Raw genomic sequence first — 16110 nt, 5'->3', positions numbered from 1 at the left:
GTCTTTTTTTGGCTATGCCAAAGAATTCAAGTTAGTGGCCTTCTTTTTCAAAGCGCTCGTAAGCCTCTTTGATTAGTCGCTCGGCAACATCCTTGCCCTGCCATTCGCCAACCTTTACCCATTTGCCAGGCTCAAGGTCTTTGTAGTGAGAGAAGAAGTGAAGAAGCTCGTTCTTGGTCTGCTCTGGAACATCGTTGATGTCTTGGATGTGAGCCCAACGTGGGTCTTTGGTCTGAACGCAGATAACCTTCTCGTCGATGCCGCCGTCGTCTTCCATAGGCAAAACGCCAACTGGTCGAACGTCAACTACAACGCCTGGGAACACTGGGAACTCAAGTAGTACGAGTGCGTCTAGCGGGTCGCCGTCGCCACCAAGGGTCTTGTCGAAGTAGCCGTAGTCAACTGGGTAAACGAACGGTGTGAACAGAACACGGTCTAGGTGAACGCGACCGGTCTCGTGGTCTACTTCGTATTTGTTGCGGCTTCCGCGAGGAATCTCAATTACTGCTTCGTAACCCATGGTTCTCCTTGTTAGAAATTCACATATTGTGTGAGGCTTGCAATAAGTTTAGACACAACAAGATTTTGTTAAACAGCGGGGGCCAGGCTCTCGATGAAACCGGGGATGCAATGACAGATTTGTCAGTAGCTACAAAATCGATGGGGATCGATTTAGGCACACTTAATTTATTGCCGCACGTCGTGATTATTGCTGAGCCTCACAGGGCCTCAGATGGCTCGGTAAAAACAATCGATATTTGCTGGGCTAACTCAGCGCTCTCTGACATGTGCTCTCCAGACAATCTGTTGGGTCGATGCGTGACGCAATTCGAAATGGATGAGACTTGTCGCAATTGGCTCGAAGGCTCAATGGCCAAAGACAACCTTCATGAGCTTCAAGAGCGAACCACAACCACGCTAAGAATTGATGGCATCGAGAAGACTTTTCAAGCGCTGGTTTTTTGGCTGCGCGGCTATTTGATTTTGATGGCGCACGAGACTCAGCCTGAATCTTCACCTTCGCTGATCATCAAAGCCATGGATTCAATCAGCAAACTGATGGCTTCGACACCAATCGCTTTTTCGGTGGCAAATGAAGATTTCTGGCTGAACCACGGCACCGAGTCGTTCTGCGAAAACTTCGGATATGCGCCAGAGGCTTTCCACACGCTGAGCATCTTTGAAAAGATTTCTGAAGATGACAAAACCAGTTTTGTTTCTTGTCTAGAAACTGCCAAAGCCGGTGAGGCCGCTTCGACCACTGTGGCTCTCAAGCGTTTCGACGGCGGCACTCGAACCGTTGAGGTCTGGGCTTCAAGGCTCAATGAAGTCTCGGCAGCAAAGGCTGAGCTTTTCTTAATCATTCGTGACCTAGACGCTCAGTTGACCACAATGCACAGCCCTCGGTCTTCGAGCCTGCAAATGCAATCCGAGGTCAACTGGCTTTCAAAGGCACTGAATGTTTCTCGCGACGGTTTTGCCATTTGGGATGCCCGCACGGCACCTAATGGCTCGATTGAAAGTTTTACGCTCAGATACATCAACGCTGCTGGCGCTGCCCCAACCGGTAGGTCACCACTTGATCTCGTCGGCCTAGACATCGCTGAAGCACTCGACAACGGGCAGAGTGAACATCTAAGTGGTCTTTTTAAGCAAGCACTCACCACACAGTCAGAAGTTATTGATGTTGTTGAGTTAGACACTGAGGCTGGCTGGATCGGCACATTCGAAAACAAGATTGTTCCGCTAACCAAGACATCCTTGGTCACTTCGTTTAGAGACATCACAGATCAACGCCGCGAAGAGAACAAGCTTCGATGGCTGGTCGCGCATGACCACCTAACTGGATTGGCCAGTAGGCAAGAGCTTGAGGCGCACCTGGAGATGTCTCTAGAGCTCGCTAAAGCTGAATCAATGCCCTTGATGTTTGCGTTCATCGATCTTGATCACTTCAAGAAAGTCAACGACACCTATGGCCACGCAGCCGGCGACAAAGTGCTCAAAGACTTTGGCGATCGATTAACTAAGGCCGTTGATGGCGAAGGATTCGTTGCCCGAATCAGTGGTGATGAGTTTGCTTTTCTGAGCACCAAGTCTTGCGACTTCGATGCTGCGAAAAAATTTGTCGAAGATGTTCACCACAAGCTTCAGGGCAACTATGAAGTTAGCGCCGGGGTTTGGGTGGAGTTGACCTGTTCAGCTGGTGTGGCATTTGTTGAAGACTTCTCGAACGATGCGTCTGAAGTTATGCGTTTCGCCGATCGCGAGATGTATGGCGTCAAGTTGAACGGTCGAGCGGGCGTTCGAATCGTGAAAATCTAGCGATTCGACATATAAGTAAATAGACATACTATTTATTTGGGAGCGATGAACCGCTGAATTTATTGGTCGCCTATTTCAGCGGGGAGCAGTGGCGAAACCGGCCCAGTAACTAAGTTATTGAGGTTGAGATTATGGCTAAGCAAAAGCACCACCAATCACACGCAGCGCACTTGCGCTCGGTGCGCATAGGGCAAGTGATCGGCGCACGCCTTCAAACCATGCGAGCTATCGCTATCATTGCCGTTTTGGTCTCTGCGGGGTACTTAACCTGGCGAATCACATCGACTGCCGAGGGCATCAATCCATGGATGTTTTGGCCTCTCTGGGTAGCTGAACTCATCGGTTGGTTCTCACTCGCACTGTTTGTTCATGATGCCTGGGATCAAAAGCCCCAAATTCGCGACTTTGAACAAGTTGATGGCCGATTTGCCATTGCGATTCCTACTTATAACGAAGACCGCAACATTCTCGAGCCAACCATCATGGCTGCCGTGCGCGTGCGTGGTGCTGATTCGGTTTGGGTTCTCGACGACGGCCACCGCAAGTGGGTAAAGCAACTTGCCAAGCACTATGGCGCGAAGTATCTGACTCGCGACAACAACGCCCATGCCAAGGCCGGAAACATCAACAACGCCCTCGAGCACATTGACGCCGAATTCTTGCTAATTCTTGATGCCGACCACGTTGCGGCTACAGATTTTCTAGAGCAAACCAGAGGTTATTTCTGTGACCCTAAAGTTGCGCTGGTGCAGACTCCGCACTCATTTAGAAATCTTGACTCGTTTCAGCACTTTGATAACGATATTCACGAGCAGTCGCTGTTCTTTGAGGTTTTGCTACCTGGTCGTCAGCGCAACAAAGCGGTGTTCTGGTGTGGTTCAGGCGGCGTTTTGCGTTTGTCGGCCCTTCGCGAGATTGGCGGGCTAGCCACTCAGACCATCACCGAAGACCTTGAAACCTCGTTGACTCTAAACCGTGCGGGTTATGAAGTGATTTATCACAACAAGACATTGCTAAGCGGTCTTGCTCCGCAGAACCTAGGCTCTTTCTTGCTTCAGCGCTACCGCTGGGCACGCGGAACCCTTGAGATTTTGCTTGGCAAAAACTCACCGATTTTTCACCCAAAGTCGAGTTTTAGAACCCGCGTTTCTTATTTCTCAAACTTGATTTACTACTTGGTTCCACTTCAGCACCTAATGTTTGCCGGCGTTCTGGTTGCAACGCTAACCACCGGTCAACTTCCGTTGAATGCTGGTTCAGGTTTCTTGCTCTTCTTCTGGTTGCCTCAGCTAGCGCTCACCTTGTTTGCAATTTGGGGACTTTCTAGAGGTCGCCAGTTGCCGCTTGGTGGTTCTAGAAACGCATGGATCACATCGAGCATCTACATCCGTGCACTATTTGACACAATTCTTCGCCGCAAGGCCAGCTTTCAGGTAACGCCAAAATCGGGTACCGACACCGGCGGTGTGCCTGCTCTTGCTCTGCTTTGGTTGCCAACCCTGGTGACGATTTCTTTGTTGTCAGCCATGATTATTCGCCAAGTGAGTGAGTTTAATGGTGGCTTCTTGCCAGAGATGACCTTCACCGGAATTTGGCTTGCCAACCTATTCGCAGTGTTTGAGTTGGCAATCTTGATTCCCCTTTTGATTTCGGCCTTTGGTCGTTTTCAGACCCGATCAACTTGGCGAGAGAGCGTTGATCTTCACGGATACGTTGAGGGAACCTCGGTTCATGTTGTAGACCTACACGAAGGCGGCCTTAAGTTCTTGGCTGCCGGCGAAGTTGTTGAGCAGATGAAACTTGGCGAGAAAGTGAACGTTTTGCTGCACCTGACCACTGAAGATGGCCACGAAGCTCAAGCCGCCGGAAGGCTTTTGGTTTCGGGCAAGTATGTTGACCCGGCCAAAGCGCTTGGTTCAATTGGCGGACCAGTGACCTGGAAATCTGATCGCGATCGTCGACTAATAATTGAACAGTGCTATCTCGTGGCACCAGTCAAGGAGTCGCTGTGAGCGCTAAAGCATTACTCACGAGGCCAGAATTCGTGCAGCTCGCAACAAAGGAACTACGGAAATCCGATGGCCTTTATTCGAAGATTCAGATAGACAACTTGCCCAACATCAACGCCGAATTTGGCCCAGATATGGGCGATCGAGTCATCAACGAGGTTCGAAAGCTGCTTTTGGAGTTCGACTACCACCGCGCTGTTGGTGTGGTTAGCCCATCGATTTATGCCTGTCTAACTCTTTCGACGACAGTTGCTAAAGATTATTTGGGCAAACTCGAAGATGCACTAGCCAGAATCAATAAAGAAACTCACTGGCCGGTTCGAATCGAGTTTTCAATCGGTTTAGCAATGGTGAGCGCGGCCGACAAAGAAGACATCGAAAAAGTAATTCTCAAGACCAATAAAGCTCTCTCAGTTTCAAGCCGCTCAGGCAAATCTACGGTCTATCACGACGAAATCGCAGTGCAATACGAAGTTCGCAAGCTGCTCAGCAAGTTGTCGATGACCGACACGGTTCCGCCTGGCTTTAGTTGGGTGTTGCAACCAGTGGTTGAGCTCTCAACGCTCGAGGTTGGCGGCTATGAATCTTTGGTGCGTTGGAACGTGCCTGACTTTGGATTAGTTAGCCCAGAGATCTTTATTCCAGTGGCTGAAGAATTGGGCGTCGTTCAAATCATCGACTACTGGGCGTTGAAGCAATCAGCAGTCGCAGCCACCGAGTTAGGGCTACTTGTCGGCATCAATGCGAGTGCAGTAACGCTCGAATCTGACGAGAATTTTGTGAACGAAATTGTCGAGATGGTCGAGTCAGGGCAGTACGGCACCGGAGGGTTGGTTCTTGAACTAACTGAGACCGCAGTTATTGAAAATGTTCAAGAAGTTGCCAAGACCTGCATCAGATTGCGTGAGGTGGGCGTTCAAATTGCGATTGACGATTTTGGCCGTGGTGAGACGAATCTCAACGTGCTCAGCCACCTGCCAGTTGACTACCTAAAGATGGACAAAGGCCTGTTGCGCTTGGCAACCCCTCAGGCAGTCGAGTCAATGATGAAAATTGGCCTCGAGATGGCTTCGATGCTGAACGCTCGTGTTGTTTGTGAAGGAATTGAAACCCAAGAAGACCTAGAGCTGTGTCAGCGACTCGGGGTTCACTTTGGCCAGGGCTGGCGTCTTGGCATGCCACAGGCTCTAGAAGACCTAGACGTTCCAACCAACGAGTAGTTCTGGCAAACTCTGAGTGTGACTATTCGCCCCCGACTGACCCCGGCAATTGCCGATGTTCGTCGTGCCGTGCGCGAAAGCCTTGAACAAGCTTCGGTTGCTGAAGGCCAACTCGTACTGGTTGCTTGTTCTGGCGGCGCTGACTCACTAGCCCTAGCCGCTGCACTGGCCTTTGAGGCACCACGTGCAACAATCCGTGCCGGTGCCGTGATCGTTGATCACCAGATGCAATCGGGTTCGGCTGAAGTTGCCGCCAAGGTAGCTGATCAATTAATCAACCTCGGCCTAGACCCCGTTCTTATCAAAACAGTTTCAGTTGGCAATACCGGTGGCCCCGAAGCTGCAGCCCGAGATGCTCGCTATGAAGCACTAAACGCCGCTGCCGATGAATTCGGTGCCGTTGCGGTTCTTTTGGGTCACACCCTTGATGATCAAGCCGAAACCGTGCTGCTGGGTCTGGCACGCGGTTCGGGTGCGCGCTCGCTGCAGGGAATGGCCTCGGTTAGTGGTCGCTATTTGAGGCCAATGTTGGCACTTACCCGTCAAACCACCGAAGCTTTTTGCACCGACAGTGACCTTAGTTTTTGGCTAGACCCAATGAACCAAGACGAACACTATGCGCGGGTGCGAGTTCGCAAAAACTTGCTACCGACACTCGAGGCAGAGTTAGGCCCCGGAGTCGCATCAGCCCTTGCCCGCACAGCCGATCAATTTCGCGAAGACGAAGAGGTGCTGTCGGCGCTCGCCGAGTCTGCCTATAGCGAACTTGTCAGCACCGATTCAAAGTCGCTCAGCCTGCCGGTTGACGGGTTCAAAAACCTGTCGCTTGCCCTGAGACACCGTGTTTTAGCCCGTTGCCTCGAGGTCTTGGCGGCACCAACCTTTGCGCGAGTGCACATCCTTGCGGTTGACGACCTGGTTGACCGCTGGCACGGGCAGAAACCGCTAACCCTGCCAGGCGTTAGAGTAGAACGTCTGGGTGATCGCATCACCCTGACAACCACTAAAACCCTCAAACCAGGAGCCTGCTAAGTGGACCTTTCACAGGTAGAAGATCAGATCACCGAAATTCTTGTTACTGAAGAACAGATCAACACCCGAGTGGCAGAGCTTGCAGCCGCCCTGGATGAAAAATACGCAGACAAAGACCTGCTTCTGGTTGGTGTTCTAAAGGGCGCAGTCATGTTCATGGCTGACATCTCGCGTGCAATGCAGATTCCGGTATCGATGGACTGGATGGCTGTTTCTTCATACGGTTCAGGCACCGTATCTTCAGGCGTGGTTCGAATTCTTAAAGACTTGGATGCTGACGTGCTCGGCCGTCACGTTGTGATCATTGAAGACATCATCGACTCAGGTCTAACTCTGAGCTGGTTAGTCGGCAATCTTGAGGCTCGAGGCGCAGCCTCAGTTGAGGTTGTTGCACTGCTTCGCAAACCTGCTGCCGCAAAAGTGGAAGTAAATGTCTCACTTGTCGGTTTTGATATTCCGAATGAATTCGTCGTTGGCTATGGCCTCGACTACAGCGAGAAATACCGCACCCTAAAAGGTGTGGCCATTCTCTCACCAGCTGTTTACTCCTAGAAAGGAATGAGGCTAGACCTCACTCATGAACTTCAAGAAACTGCTTAGCGGCCCATTTGTATGGATTTTTGTCGCTGTAATGGTTCTGTTGATCGGCTCTTCAATGATCAACAGCTCAACCGTAAAACAGGTTGACACCGCTTATGGCCTTCAGCTGATCGCTGATGGCAAGGCCGAGAAGGTTGTCATCCTTGGCACCGACCAGCGCGTTGATGTAACCCTGACCACCGCCGATTCAAAGTACGGCAAAGACGTTCAGTTCTATTACGTGGCTGCTCGAGGTGCGCAGGTTACCGAGGCAATTGCCGCTGCAAAGATCAGCAAGGGCTTCAACGATGACGTTCAGAAGACCCCTTGGTTCTTGGCTCTTCTTGGAACATTGCTTCCGTTCGTGATCATTGGTGCAATTTTCTGGTTCTTGATGTCGGGCCTTCAGGGCGGCAACAGCAAGGTGATGAACTTTGGCAAGTCGAAAGCCAAGTTGGTTAACAAAGAGCAGTCAAACGTGACTTTTGCAGACGTTGCTGGCACTGACGAGGCACTAGAAGAACTACAAGAAATCAAAGAGTTCTTGAAAGAGCCTGAGAAGTTTCAGAAGTTGGGCGCAAAGATTCCTCGCGGTGTTTTGCTTTATGGCCCTCCGGGAACCGGTAAGACTTTGGTGGCTAAGGCCGTTGCTGGTGAAGCGGGTGTTCCATTCTTCGCCATCTCAGGTTCAGACTTCGTAGAAATGTTTGTTGGTGTTGGTGCATCACGCGTTCGCGATTTGTTTGAGCAGGCCAAGCAGGCTGCCCCAGCCATCATCTTTGTTGACGAAATCGATGCAGTTGGTCGCCACCGAGGCGCTGGAATCGGCGGCGGTAACGACGAGCGTGAGCAAACTCTGAACCAGTTGCTGGTTGAGATGGATGGTTTTGACACCAAGACTAACGTGATTTTGATCGCGGCAACCAACCGACCTGACATTCTTGACCCAGCATTGCTGCGCCCAGGTCGATTTGACCGACAGATCGGCGTTGGCGCACCTGACCAACTAGGTCGCGAACAGATCCTGAAGGTTCACGCAAAGGGCAAGCCAATTGCTGCTGACGTCGACATGGCTTCGGTTGCAAGACGCACGCCTGGTTTCACCGGTGCCGACCTGGCCAACGTTCTAAACGAGGCTGCGCTTTTGACCGCTCGTCAGAACGAGTCAGAAATCACCGCTGCTACCTTGGATGAAGCCATTGACCGAGTCATCGGAGGGCCTCAGAAGAAGACCCGTTTGATGCAAGACCGTGAGCGCCTGAACACCGCATATCACGAGGCTGGCCACGCACTGGTTGCTGCTTCGCTGAACCACAGCGACCCAGTTTCAAAGGTCACCATTTTGCCTCGCGGCCGTGCTCTTGGCTACACCATGGTGTTGCCACTTGAAGACCGTTACAGCGTTTCACGCAACCAGCTGCTAGACCAGATTGCCTACGCAATGGGTGGCCGCGTTGCTGAAGAAATCGTGTTCCACGACCCAACCACCGGTGCGTCAAATGACTTCGAGAAGGCAACCCACATTGCCCGCGAGATGGTCACCAAGTATGGTTTCTCATCGACACTCGGTGCCGTGAGCTTTGGCGGTGGGGGCGAAGTTTTCATCGGTCGCGACATGGCTCAGGCTCGCGAATACTCTGAGGCAACTGCCCAGCAGATTGACGCCGAGGTTCGTGCAATTCTCGACGCGGCTCACGATGAGGCTTACAAGGCTCTGAACCAGAACCGCAAGGTCTTGGATGAAATGGCTAAGCAACTGATGGAGCGCGAGACTCTTCAAGCAGAAGATATCGCTCAGATCTTCAAGCCGGTTAAGAAGCTTCCGCTTCGCAGCCAGTGGCTATCAAAGAAGACTCGTCCAGTTTCAAAGCAGGGCCCTATCGCTATTCCGGTCAAGGGTTCTTCAGCTGCTAAGGCAAAGGCAGCAGCTGCTGCCGCGAAGAAGGCTGAAGTTGCTGCAAAGCCAGCGGCCAAAAAGCCTGCAGTGCGCAAGCCGGCCGCTAAGTCAGCACCAAGCAAGCCGGCAGCTAAGAAGACATCTGAGAAATAAATGATTGATTCTGCACGCATTCAGGCTGCGGTTGTCGAATTACTCTCGGCAATCGGAGAAGACCCAAACCGGGATGAGCTTCAAGCCACCCCGCAAAAGGTCGCTGAAGCGTATGCAGAATTTTTCAAAGGTGTTGGGGTAGACGCTCGCATTGCACTGAGTGACACCTTTGAGGCAGAACACACCGATGTTGTGATTCTCAAAGATATCGACTTTGTTTCAATTTGCGAGCACCACCTGTTGCCGTTCACCGGTGTTGCACACATCGCCTATTTGCCTTCTGACCGAGTGGTCGGTCTTGGCCGGTTGCCAAAGCTGGTTGAAATTGTTGCTGCTCGCCCGCAGTTGCAAGAGAACCTAACTGCGCAGATTGCCGATGCGCTTGAAGAAGGCCTAGGAACCAAGGGTGTTGTCGTGGTAATTCAGGCTCGCCACCACTGTGTTGTTTCTCGAGGTGCTCGACAGCCTGAAGCTAACACCATCACCATGGCTGCCCGCGGAATCTATGCAGAACCTGCTTCGCGTGCCGAAGTCATGGGACTGATTTCTAAGTGAGCCAAAACTCCATGACCTTCGTGAAGCCAATGGTTATGGGAGTTCTCAATGTGACTCCTGATTCGTTTAGCGATGGCGGCGAGTACACATCCGTGCAATCAGCACTTGTTCACGCCCGCCTACTGGTCTTGGGCGGTGCAAACATCATCGACGTTGGTGGCGAATCGACTCGCCCTGGTGCAACCCGAGTGGCCCCGGCGGTCGAGCTAGCGCGAGTGGTTCCAGTAATCGAAGCCATTGCTGCCGAGTTGGCGTCGATCAATCGCCGAGACGTGCTCATCAGTATCGACACCATGAATGCCACAACGGCCTTGGCTGCAGTTGCCGCTGGAGCGTCAATCATCAACGATGTATCAGGCGGTTTAGCGGACGAAAAGATGTTTGATTTAGTTGCGGCTACCGGTGCAAAAGTTGTGATTTCTCACTGGCGCGGTTTCAGCACCGAGATGGATAAAAACAACCAATACGACGACATCGCTCGCGAAGTAGCACTTGAAATTCAGCAGCGAGTTGATGCCGCCATGGCAGCCGGCATTAGCCGCAATCGCATCATCGTTGATCCGGGCCTAGGTTTTGCCAAAGACATGCAGCAAAACTGGCAGTTAGTCGCCAGGCTTGATGAACTTGAAAAACTCGACCTACCGATTTTGGTTGGTGCAAGTCGCAAGCGGTTCATCGCGGGGATACTCGAAACCGACCTTGATGGCGCAGAGCAAATTTCAAACGATCGCCGAGACCTTGCCACTGCCGTTCTGACCGCACTTCTTCTTCAGCGCAAAATCTGGGGAGTTCGCGTTCACAACGTGATTGCCACCAGTGATGCCATTGCCGTGGTCGAGGCGTTGCGAGTTGCCGAGAATCAAGCCAAAGGGCAGAGTTGAATCATGAGTTCAAAACCACAGCGCCACAAGATCAAGCTAACTGGCTTGCGTGTTTATGCGCACCACGGTGTTTTCGATTTTGAGCGCCAGAATGGCCAAGACTTTTATGTTGACGCAACCGTCTGGATCGAGGGCGATCGCGCTGCTTTCAACGACGACCTAAATCACACTGTGCACTACGGCGACTTAGCCAAAGCCATCGTCGACAACGTCAAGCAGCAGCCGGTCGACCTTCTTGAAACTCTTGCTCAACGACTGCTCGACCTCGTGCTCAACTGGGGTGGCCCTGCTGGCCCGGTTCAAAAAGCTGAGATCACAGTTCACAAGCCAAACGCGCCAATCATCTATGAATTCAAGGATGTCTCGGTCACCGTAAAAGCCAAGAAAGACAAGTAATGGCTGAATCGGTTCGGGCAATCTTGGCCATCGGCGGAAACCTCGGCAAACGCCGCAAGACTATTCGCTCGGCACTAAAGTCACTTGCCGTTACGCCTGGAATCAAGGGTGTGATGTGCTCGCCATTGGTCGAGTCAGCCGCAATGACCGAGGCTGGTTTAGATGAAACCAAACCCAACTACTACAACGGCGTGGTTCGCATCGACACAACGTTGAAGCCAAAAGAGCTGCTTGCCGAGATTCGAAGAATCGAAACCGAGCACGGGCGAATTCGTGTTGAACGTTGGGGTTCGCGCACTCTCGACATCGACATCATTACCTATGGCGATGTTTTGAAAGCAACCAAAGAACTCACCATTCCGCACCCTCGAGCTTTTGAGCGGGCCTTTGTTTTGGTACCTTGGGCGATGCTTGAACCAGATGCAATTTTGCCCGGATACGGCTCAGTCGCAGCTCTTGCTGAGCCACTGAAGAATCAGGTTTGGCCGGTCAAGTGAAACCAACTAAATTTCAGACGCTTCTTGCCTGGGCAGTAATTTCAACGACCGCCGGCTACCTGGTGCCAAAGTTGATTGTTGCCAGCGGCGGCCAGGTGCCAATCGCAACGCTGAGCCTCATAATCACCCTTCCGCTGATCGCCATCTTGCTGGTGTTGTTTGCATTGCCCATGATTCGCGCTTATCGAAGCGCAGGCAAAACCAAACTTGCCTCAGCTTCAAAAACAGCCAAACCTCGCACTCTGATTAATCCGTTCTATGCAGTGCGCGTAGTTTTGCTTGCTAAAGCAATAGCAGTTGCCGGAGCCATTTTCTTTGGTTGGCAGCTCGGCCTGGTTTGGCTGCAATTGAGCGCGCCGGTAATAACGGCCGCAATTTGGTACAACCTAGCGGCTCTAATCGGGGCCCTGTTGATGCTCATTGCCGGCTGGGTAATTGAGCGCGTGTGCCGAATCCGTGATGATTCGAATGGCGAAGCCAGCAGCCAAAGTGGAGCCAAAAACATCGAAGCGAACCCAGCGTGAACAACGGCAGGCTCTCGGTAGGCATTATTGGCGCTGGCCCAGTCGGTGCAGTTCTAGGTCAGGCCCTTGCTTCGGCAGGTCACCAGATAATCGGAGTTGCCACCACAACCCCAGCCAACATTGAACGGGCCGAATCACTTTTGCCAGGCGTCAAAGTCTTGCCAGTGCCGAGCATCATTGAGCAGGCCGACCTAGTTCTGCTCGCTATTCCGGCTGAGCAAATCGCGCCTACCGTTACTGGTTTTGCCGAAGCCGGTTTATGGCGCCCGGGTCAATTAGTTGCTCACACCGCAGGCGAATTTGGCTACGGCGTTCTGCAGTCGGCCGCTCAACAGGGTGTTATTCCGCTTGCCATTCACCCAGCCATGACCTTCACCGGAACCAGCATCGATCTAGTAAAAATTCGCGAAAGTTATTTTGCGGTTTCTGCACCCAACATTGCGTTGCCGATTGCCCAAGCTTTGGTTATCGAGATGGGCGCCGAACCAATCACAATCGGCGAAGACGACCGCAATGCTTATGCCGAGGCAATCACGGTGGCAAATAATTTTTCACGGATGATCGTCAACCAAGCCATTGGGCTTCTTGAATCAGCTGGCATTGAAAGCCCGCGCGCGGTGCTTGGCCCGCTAATTAGAAGTTCAGTTGAACAGGCACTTGCCGATGGTTATCAACAAATCGACCCAGAAGAATTATTGGATTAATGCAGACCGTCAACGACGCAACATCACTCGCCGCTGCCATTGAGGCTGCCCAATCAACCGGCAAGAAAATCGCTTTTGTGCCAACCATGGGTGCGCTTCACGCCGGTCACCTGTCACTAATCTCGGCTGCTCGCAATCACGCCGATTTTGTGGTGGTCTCTATCTTTGTTAACCCGCTTCAATTTGGTGTTGGTGAAGACTTCGAAAAATATCCGCGCACTCTAGATGCAGATATTGAAAGCCTTGAGTCGGTTGGCGCTAACCTGCTTTTTGCACCGACTGTTGACGTGATGTATCCAGATGGCCAACCAGCCCCAGTCACTAAATTTTCAGGTGAGATCGGTACTCGCTATGAAGGCGCTGCCCGCCCCGGTCACTTTGACGGAATGCTCACAGTGGTTGCCAGACTCTTTGATTTGGTGAAACCTGATTTTGCAATTTTCGGTGCAAAAGATGCACAGCAGCTCTTTCTTATTCGCCGCATGGCCAAGACTGACTACCCGCAGCTTCAGATTGTTAGCGCACCGATTGTTCGAGAGCCAAGTGGCCTCGCGCTCTCAAGCCGCAACCGATACCTTGACGCAGCATCGCACCAGGTTGCCGAGCAACTTTCGGCGGCCATTCGAGCCGGTCACGCCACCGCCCAGAAACCGAGCATCGCCCTAGAATCAGCCAGAGCAGTGATGTCTCAGGTGCCTGAGGCTAAACTTGATTACATTGCCTTGGTCGATGCTGACACCTTTGAAACCATCCCAGATTCATTCAAAGGGCGGGCATTGATGCTGATAGCTGCGGTTGTCGGCACCACCCGTTTGATCGACAACATCGAAATCACTTTTTAGGAGCACCCGCATGAGCCAAGAATCAACCGGTTCAGGCAATGTCAACCCAGACATTGAGCAAGATCTAGAACAAGACCTGCCTGAGCAGATTGCTGTTCGTCTTGCCAAGCGCGAGCGCCTAAATGAACTTGGCGACGCCTACCCAGTGACCCTTCCGATCACTCACACCATTGATCAGGTTCGTGCCAGCTACCCAGACCTAGAGATCGATGTTGCCACCGGTGACAAAGTCGCTCTCGCTGGTCGAATTGTTTTTCAGCGCAACACCGGCAAGCTCTGTTTTGCAACTCTTCAGGCTGGCTCGGGTCAGCGCATCCAGGCAATGTTGTCGCTAGACAAAGTTGGCCAAGAGCGACTAGACGAGTGGAAAGAACTCGTTGACCTTGGTGACCACGTGTTCATCTCTGGCGAGGTAATCACCTCAAAGCGAGGCGAGCTTTCGATTCTTGCCGACGAGTGGTTGATGGCTGCAAAGACCATTCGCCCGCTGCCAAACCTTCACAACGAGCTGGGCGAGGAATACCGCGTTCGTCACCGCTATGTTGACCTGATCGTTCGCGACCGTGCTCGCGAGGTAGTGCAGATTCGCTCAAAGGTCATGCAGTCACTTCGCCGCACTTTTGAACAAGAGGCGTTTCTCGAGGTAGAAACCCCGATGCTTCAGACCATTCACGGTGGTGCTTCAGCCCGACCATTCAAGACTCACTCAAATGCTTTCGACACCGAGTTGTTCTTGCGCATTGCACCAGAGCTTTTCTTGAAGCGCGCAGTGGTTGGTGGCATCGACCGCGTGTTCGAAATCAACCGCAACTTTAGAAACGAAGGCGCCGACCGCACTCACTCACCTGAGTTTGCGATGCTCGAGGCCTATCAGGCTTATGGCGACTACAACACCATCGCTGACCTAACCCAGAAGCTAATTCAGAATGCCGCCATGGATGTCTTCGGCACTCACCAGGTAGTTCTTGAAGATGGCGAGATCAACGATCTTGGCGGCAACTGGCCACGCATTTCAATGTATGAATCATTGAGCGAGGCCTGTGGTCAAACCATCACCCCGCAGACTTCGATTGAAGATTTGAAGAAGTTGGCTTCATCGGTTGAAATCGAGATTGAGCACCCACTTGCCGGCAAATATGTCGAAGAACTGTGGGAGCACTTCGTAAAGGGTGACCTTGTCAAGCCAACCTTCGTGATCGACTTTCCGGTTGACACTTCACCGCTTACCCGCGACCACCGTTCAAAGAGCGGCGTAGTCGAGAAGTGGGATCTTTACATCCGAGGATATGAACAGGCAACCGGATATTCAGAGTTGGTTGACCCGGTTATTCAGCGCCAGCGTTTTGTTGAGCAGGTTACCTTGGCAGCAGCCGGCGACCCTGAGGCAATGAAGCTAGACGAAGACTTCTTGAAAGCCCTTGAGTTCGGCATGCCACCTTCGGGCGGCATGGGCATGGGCATCGACCGTTTGCTAATGAGCCTCACCGGCCTTGGCATTCGCGAGACCATCATGTTCCCGCTGGTCAAGTAGTCACCAAAACAATCGCTCTAGAAACTCACAGGTTCGCAGGTTAGGGTCAAATCATGGATGTTCAAATTCTCTGGGATGCACTTCTCGCGCTGGTTCCACCGGTTGCTGTTGGCGGCGTTTTTTGGGTGATGATGCGAGGCATTTTGCGCGCCGACTCTAAAGAGCGCACCGTGTACCAAAAGATGGAAGCTGAGATGCGCGCTGAGCGCGAAGGCGCCCCGAAGCCCTAATTGCCGCTTCTGTCTCTCGTAGCTGAGGCAAGTCTCGAAATCTCAAATAGGCCGTATGCAGCAACGAAAACTCCTCCAATTTCGAATGTGCTTTTCAGGTTGCTAAGCACTTCGTGAGCGATGCTGAGGGGGCCATTGTTGGCAACTAATTGCACCCTGGCAATTTCTATTGCCGCGAGAATGTGTAGAACCGACGCTGACAAAACTACCCGAACCTGCCTGTCGTCAGCGGGAATTCGATCTCTTACTGTAAATCCGCTAAGGCAAAGCAGGCTTAGACCGAGTACTACTGAGGGAATCACTAAAAGATAAATTGGAATTGACGAAGTTTGAGGGCCGCCGAAAAACAACCACTGACTCACCGCATACGACAGGTACATTGCGAGAGAAATTAGTTCGAGTCGCACCAACTCAAAACGGAGCAGGCTCTGCAGCGTTCGACGAGTGATTAGGTACGAGAAAACGTTAAAAATGGCGACTTCAAACAGGATCGAAGATACAGGCAAGAGCCCGATGCTGAATATGCACAGAAGCACTAGGCAAGTTACCTGAATGGATTTGGTCCTGTCGAACCACATGTCTCGGAGAGCGTCCAAGTACGAGAACCAAATCATTTTTAAGCGTGGCTGCTTGCCGGCTGGGTTATGCCCAATATCGTGACCGAGGCTCATCAAATATTCTTCACCCGTTGTTCCATCTGGCGAGCGTTTGAGCAGGATTCTAAGCAACGTTCCCTTT

General features: G+C 52.0%; 17 protein-coding genes and 1 riboswitch. Of the genes, 15 read left to right on the top strand and 2 right to left on the bottom strand.

From position 1 onward, the window contains the following. Positions 1-31: 31 nt before the first annotated feature. On the bottom strand, positions 32-520 hold the full coding sequence (locus tag Q0L26_RS02535; protein ID WP_296646940.1) for an inorganic diphosphatase: 489 nt from the start codon (positions 518-520) through the stop codon (positions 32-34). A 140-nt stretch (positions 521-660) separates the two neighbouring features. On the opposite strand from Q0L26_RS02535, the gene Q0L26_RS02530 reads away from it, so the two are divergent. The 15 genes from Q0L26_RS02530 (at position 661) to Q0L26_RS02460 (ending at position 15372) form a co-directional block, all read left to right on the top strand. After that, on the top strand, positions 661-2322 hold the full coding sequence (locus tag Q0L26_RS02530; RefSeq protein ID WP_296646937.1) for a diguanylate cyclase: 1662 nt from the start codon (positions 661-663) through the stop codon (positions 2320-2322). A 29-nt stretch (positions 2323-2351) separates the two neighbouring features. Further along, positions 2352-2434, top strand: a riboswitch (cyclic di-GMP riboswitch). A gap of 19 nt (positions 2435-2453) precedes the next feature. Beyond that, positions 2454-4334 carry a glycosyltransferase family 2 protein gene (locus Q0L26_RS02525; protein WP_296646934.1) on the top strand — a complete coding sequence of 627 codons (1881 nt, stop codon included), beginning with the start codon at positions 2454-2456 and terminating at the stop codon, positions 4332-4334. A 98-nt stretch (positions 4335-4432) separates the two neighbouring features. Next, positions 4433-5551: a GGDEF domain-containing phosphodiesterase gene (locus tag Q0L26_RS02520; RefSeq protein ID WP_296646933.1), complete on the top strand. Its 1119-nt coding sequence runs from the start codon at positions 4433-4435 to the stop codon at positions 5549-5551. Positions 5552-5569: 18 nt separating this feature from the next. After that, positions 5570-6583, top strand: coding sequence for a tRNA lysidine(34) synthetase TilS (gene tilS / locus Q0L26_RS02515; protein ID WP_296646930.1), 1014 nt, complete (start codon positions 5570-5572; stop codon positions 6581-6583). After that, positions 6584-7135, top strand: a complete 552-nt coding sequence (gene hpt / locus Q0L26_RS02510; RefSeq protein ID WP_296646928.1) for a hypoxanthine phosphoribosyltransferase — start codon at positions 6584-6586, stop codon at positions 7133-7135. Between the two features lie 25 nt (positions 7136-7160). After that, positions 7161-9212, top strand: a complete 2052-nt coding sequence (gene ftsH / locus Q0L26_RS02505) for an ATP-dependent zinc metalloprotease FtsH (protein WP_296646926.1) — start codon at positions 7161-7163, stop codon at positions 9210-9212. Beyond that, positions 9213-9767 carry a GTP cyclohydrolase I FolE gene (gene folE / locus Q0L26_RS02500; RefSeq protein ID WP_296646924.1) on the top strand — a complete coding sequence of 185 codons (555 nt, stop codon included), beginning with the start codon at positions 9213-9215 and terminating at the stop codon, positions 9765-9767. Between the two features lie 11 nt (positions 9768-9778). Beyond that, on the top strand, positions 9779-10648 hold the full coding sequence (gene folP, locus Q0L26_RS02495; RefSeq protein ID WP_296647224.1) for a dihydropteroate synthase: 870 nt from the start codon (positions 9779-9781) through the stop codon (positions 10646-10648). Positions 10649-10651: 3 nt separating this feature from the next. Next, positions 10652-11044, top strand: a complete 393-nt coding sequence (gene folB / locus Q0L26_RS02490) for a dihydroneopterin aldolase (protein ID WP_296646922.1) — start codon at positions 10652-10654, stop codon at positions 11042-11044. Then, entirely contained in the window at positions 11044-11541 is a 498-nt protein-coding gene (gene folK / locus Q0L26_RS02485) for a 2-amino-4-hydroxy-6-hydroxymethyldihydropteridine diphosphokinase (protein ID WP_296646919.1), read from the top strand. Before folB ends, folK begins: the two co-directional genes overlap by 1 nt. Beyond that, entirely contained in the window at positions 11538-12065 is a 528-nt protein-coding gene (locus Q0L26_RS02480) for a DUF3180 domain-containing protein (RefSeq protein WP_296646917.1), read from the top strand. Before folK ends, Q0L26_RS02480 begins: the two co-directional genes overlap by 4 nt. Beyond that, the gene (locus Q0L26_RS02475; protein ID WP_296646916.1) at positions 12062-12769 is read left to right on the top strand and encodes a Rossmann-like and DUF2520 domain-containing protein; all 708 of its coding nucleotides are present in this window, start codon (positions 12062-12064) and stop codon (positions 12767-12769) included. The genes Q0L26_RS02480 and Q0L26_RS02475 overlap by 4 nt, the downstream gene beginning before the upstream one ends. Further along, positions 12769-13611, top strand: coding sequence for a pantoate--beta-alanine ligase (gene panC / locus Q0L26_RS02470; protein ID WP_296646913.1), 843 nt, complete (start codon positions 12769-12771; stop codon positions 13609-13611). The genes Q0L26_RS02475 and panC overlap by 1 nt, the downstream gene beginning before the upstream one ends. Before the next feature lie 10 nt (positions 13612-13621). Continuing rightward, a complete protein-coding gene (gene lysS / locus Q0L26_RS02465) occupies positions 13622-15142 on the top strand; it encodes a lysine--tRNA ligase (protein ID WP_296646911.1) in 1521 nt (506 codons plus the stop codon). 53 nt (positions 15143-15195) lie between these two features. After that, positions 15196-15372, top strand: a complete 177-nt coding sequence (locus Q0L26_RS02460; RefSeq protein WP_296646908.1) for a hypothetical protein — start codon at positions 15196-15198, stop codon at positions 15370-15372. Here Q0L26_RS02460 and Q0L26_RS02455 read toward each other — a convergent pair. Beyond that, positions 15369-16100: a hypothetical protein gene (locus tag Q0L26_RS02455; RefSeq protein ID WP_296646906.1), complete on the bottom strand. Its 732-nt coding sequence runs from the start codon at positions 16098-16100 to the stop codon at positions 15369-15371. The genes Q0L26_RS02460 and Q0L26_RS02455 overlap by 4 nt on opposite strands. Between the last annotated feature and the right edge of the window lie 10 nt (positions 16101-16110).

Origin of the sequence: Rhodoluna sp. (genome assembly GCF_024641065.1) — a bacterium.
Classification (GTDB): domain Bacteria; phylum Actinomycetota; class Actinomycetes; order Actinomycetales; family Microbacteriaceae; genus Rhodoluna.
The sequence above is the reverse complement of the archived record's forward strand: the minus strand, read 5'-3'. Positions and strand labels throughout refer to the sequence as shown.

Excerpts from the sequence above, each read along its gene's own strand:
- Q0L26_RS02535 (WP_296646940.1), bottom strand. The coding sequence starts at position 520 with ATGGGTTACGAAGCAGTAATTGAGATTCCTCGCGGAAGCCGCAACAAA.
- Q0L26_RS02530 (WP_296646937.1), top strand. The coding sequence starts at position 661 with ATGGGGATCGATTTAGGCACACTTAATTTATTGCCGCACGTCGTGATT.
- Q0L26_RS02525 (WP_296646934.1), top strand. The coding sequence starts at position 2,454 with ATGGCTAAGCAAAAGCACCACCAATCACACGCAGCGCACTTGCGCTCG.
- ftsH (WP_296646926.1), top strand. The coding sequence starts at position 7,161 with ATGAACTTCAAGAAACTGCTTAGCGGCCCATTTGTATGGATTTTTGTC.
- folE (WP_296646924.1), top strand. The coding sequence starts at position 9,213 with ATGATTGATTCTGCACGCATTCAGGCTGCGGTTGTCGAATTACTCTCG.
- folP (WP_296647224.1), top strand. The coding sequence starts at position 9,779 with ATGACCTTCGTGAAGCCAATGGTTATGGGAGTTCTCAATGTGACTCCT.
- folB (WP_296646922.1), top strand. The coding sequence starts at position 10,652 with ATGAGTTCAAAACCACAGCGCCACAAGATCAAGCTAACTGGCTTGCGT.
- folK (WP_296646919.1), top strand. The coding sequence starts at position 11,044 with ATGGCTGAATCGGTTCGGGCAATCTTGGCCATCGGCGGAAACCTCGGC.
- panC (WP_296646913.1), top strand. The coding sequence starts at position 12,769 with ATGCAGACCGTCAACGACGCAACATCACTCGCCGCTGCCATTGAGGCT.
- lysS (WP_296646911.1), top strand. The coding sequence starts at position 13,622 with ATGAGCCAAGAATCAACCGGTTCAGGCAATGTCAACCCAGACATTGAG.
- Q0L26_RS02460 (WP_296646908.1), top strand. The coding sequence starts at position 15,196 with ATGGATGTTCAAATTCTCTGGGATGCACTTCTCGCGCTGGTTCCACCG.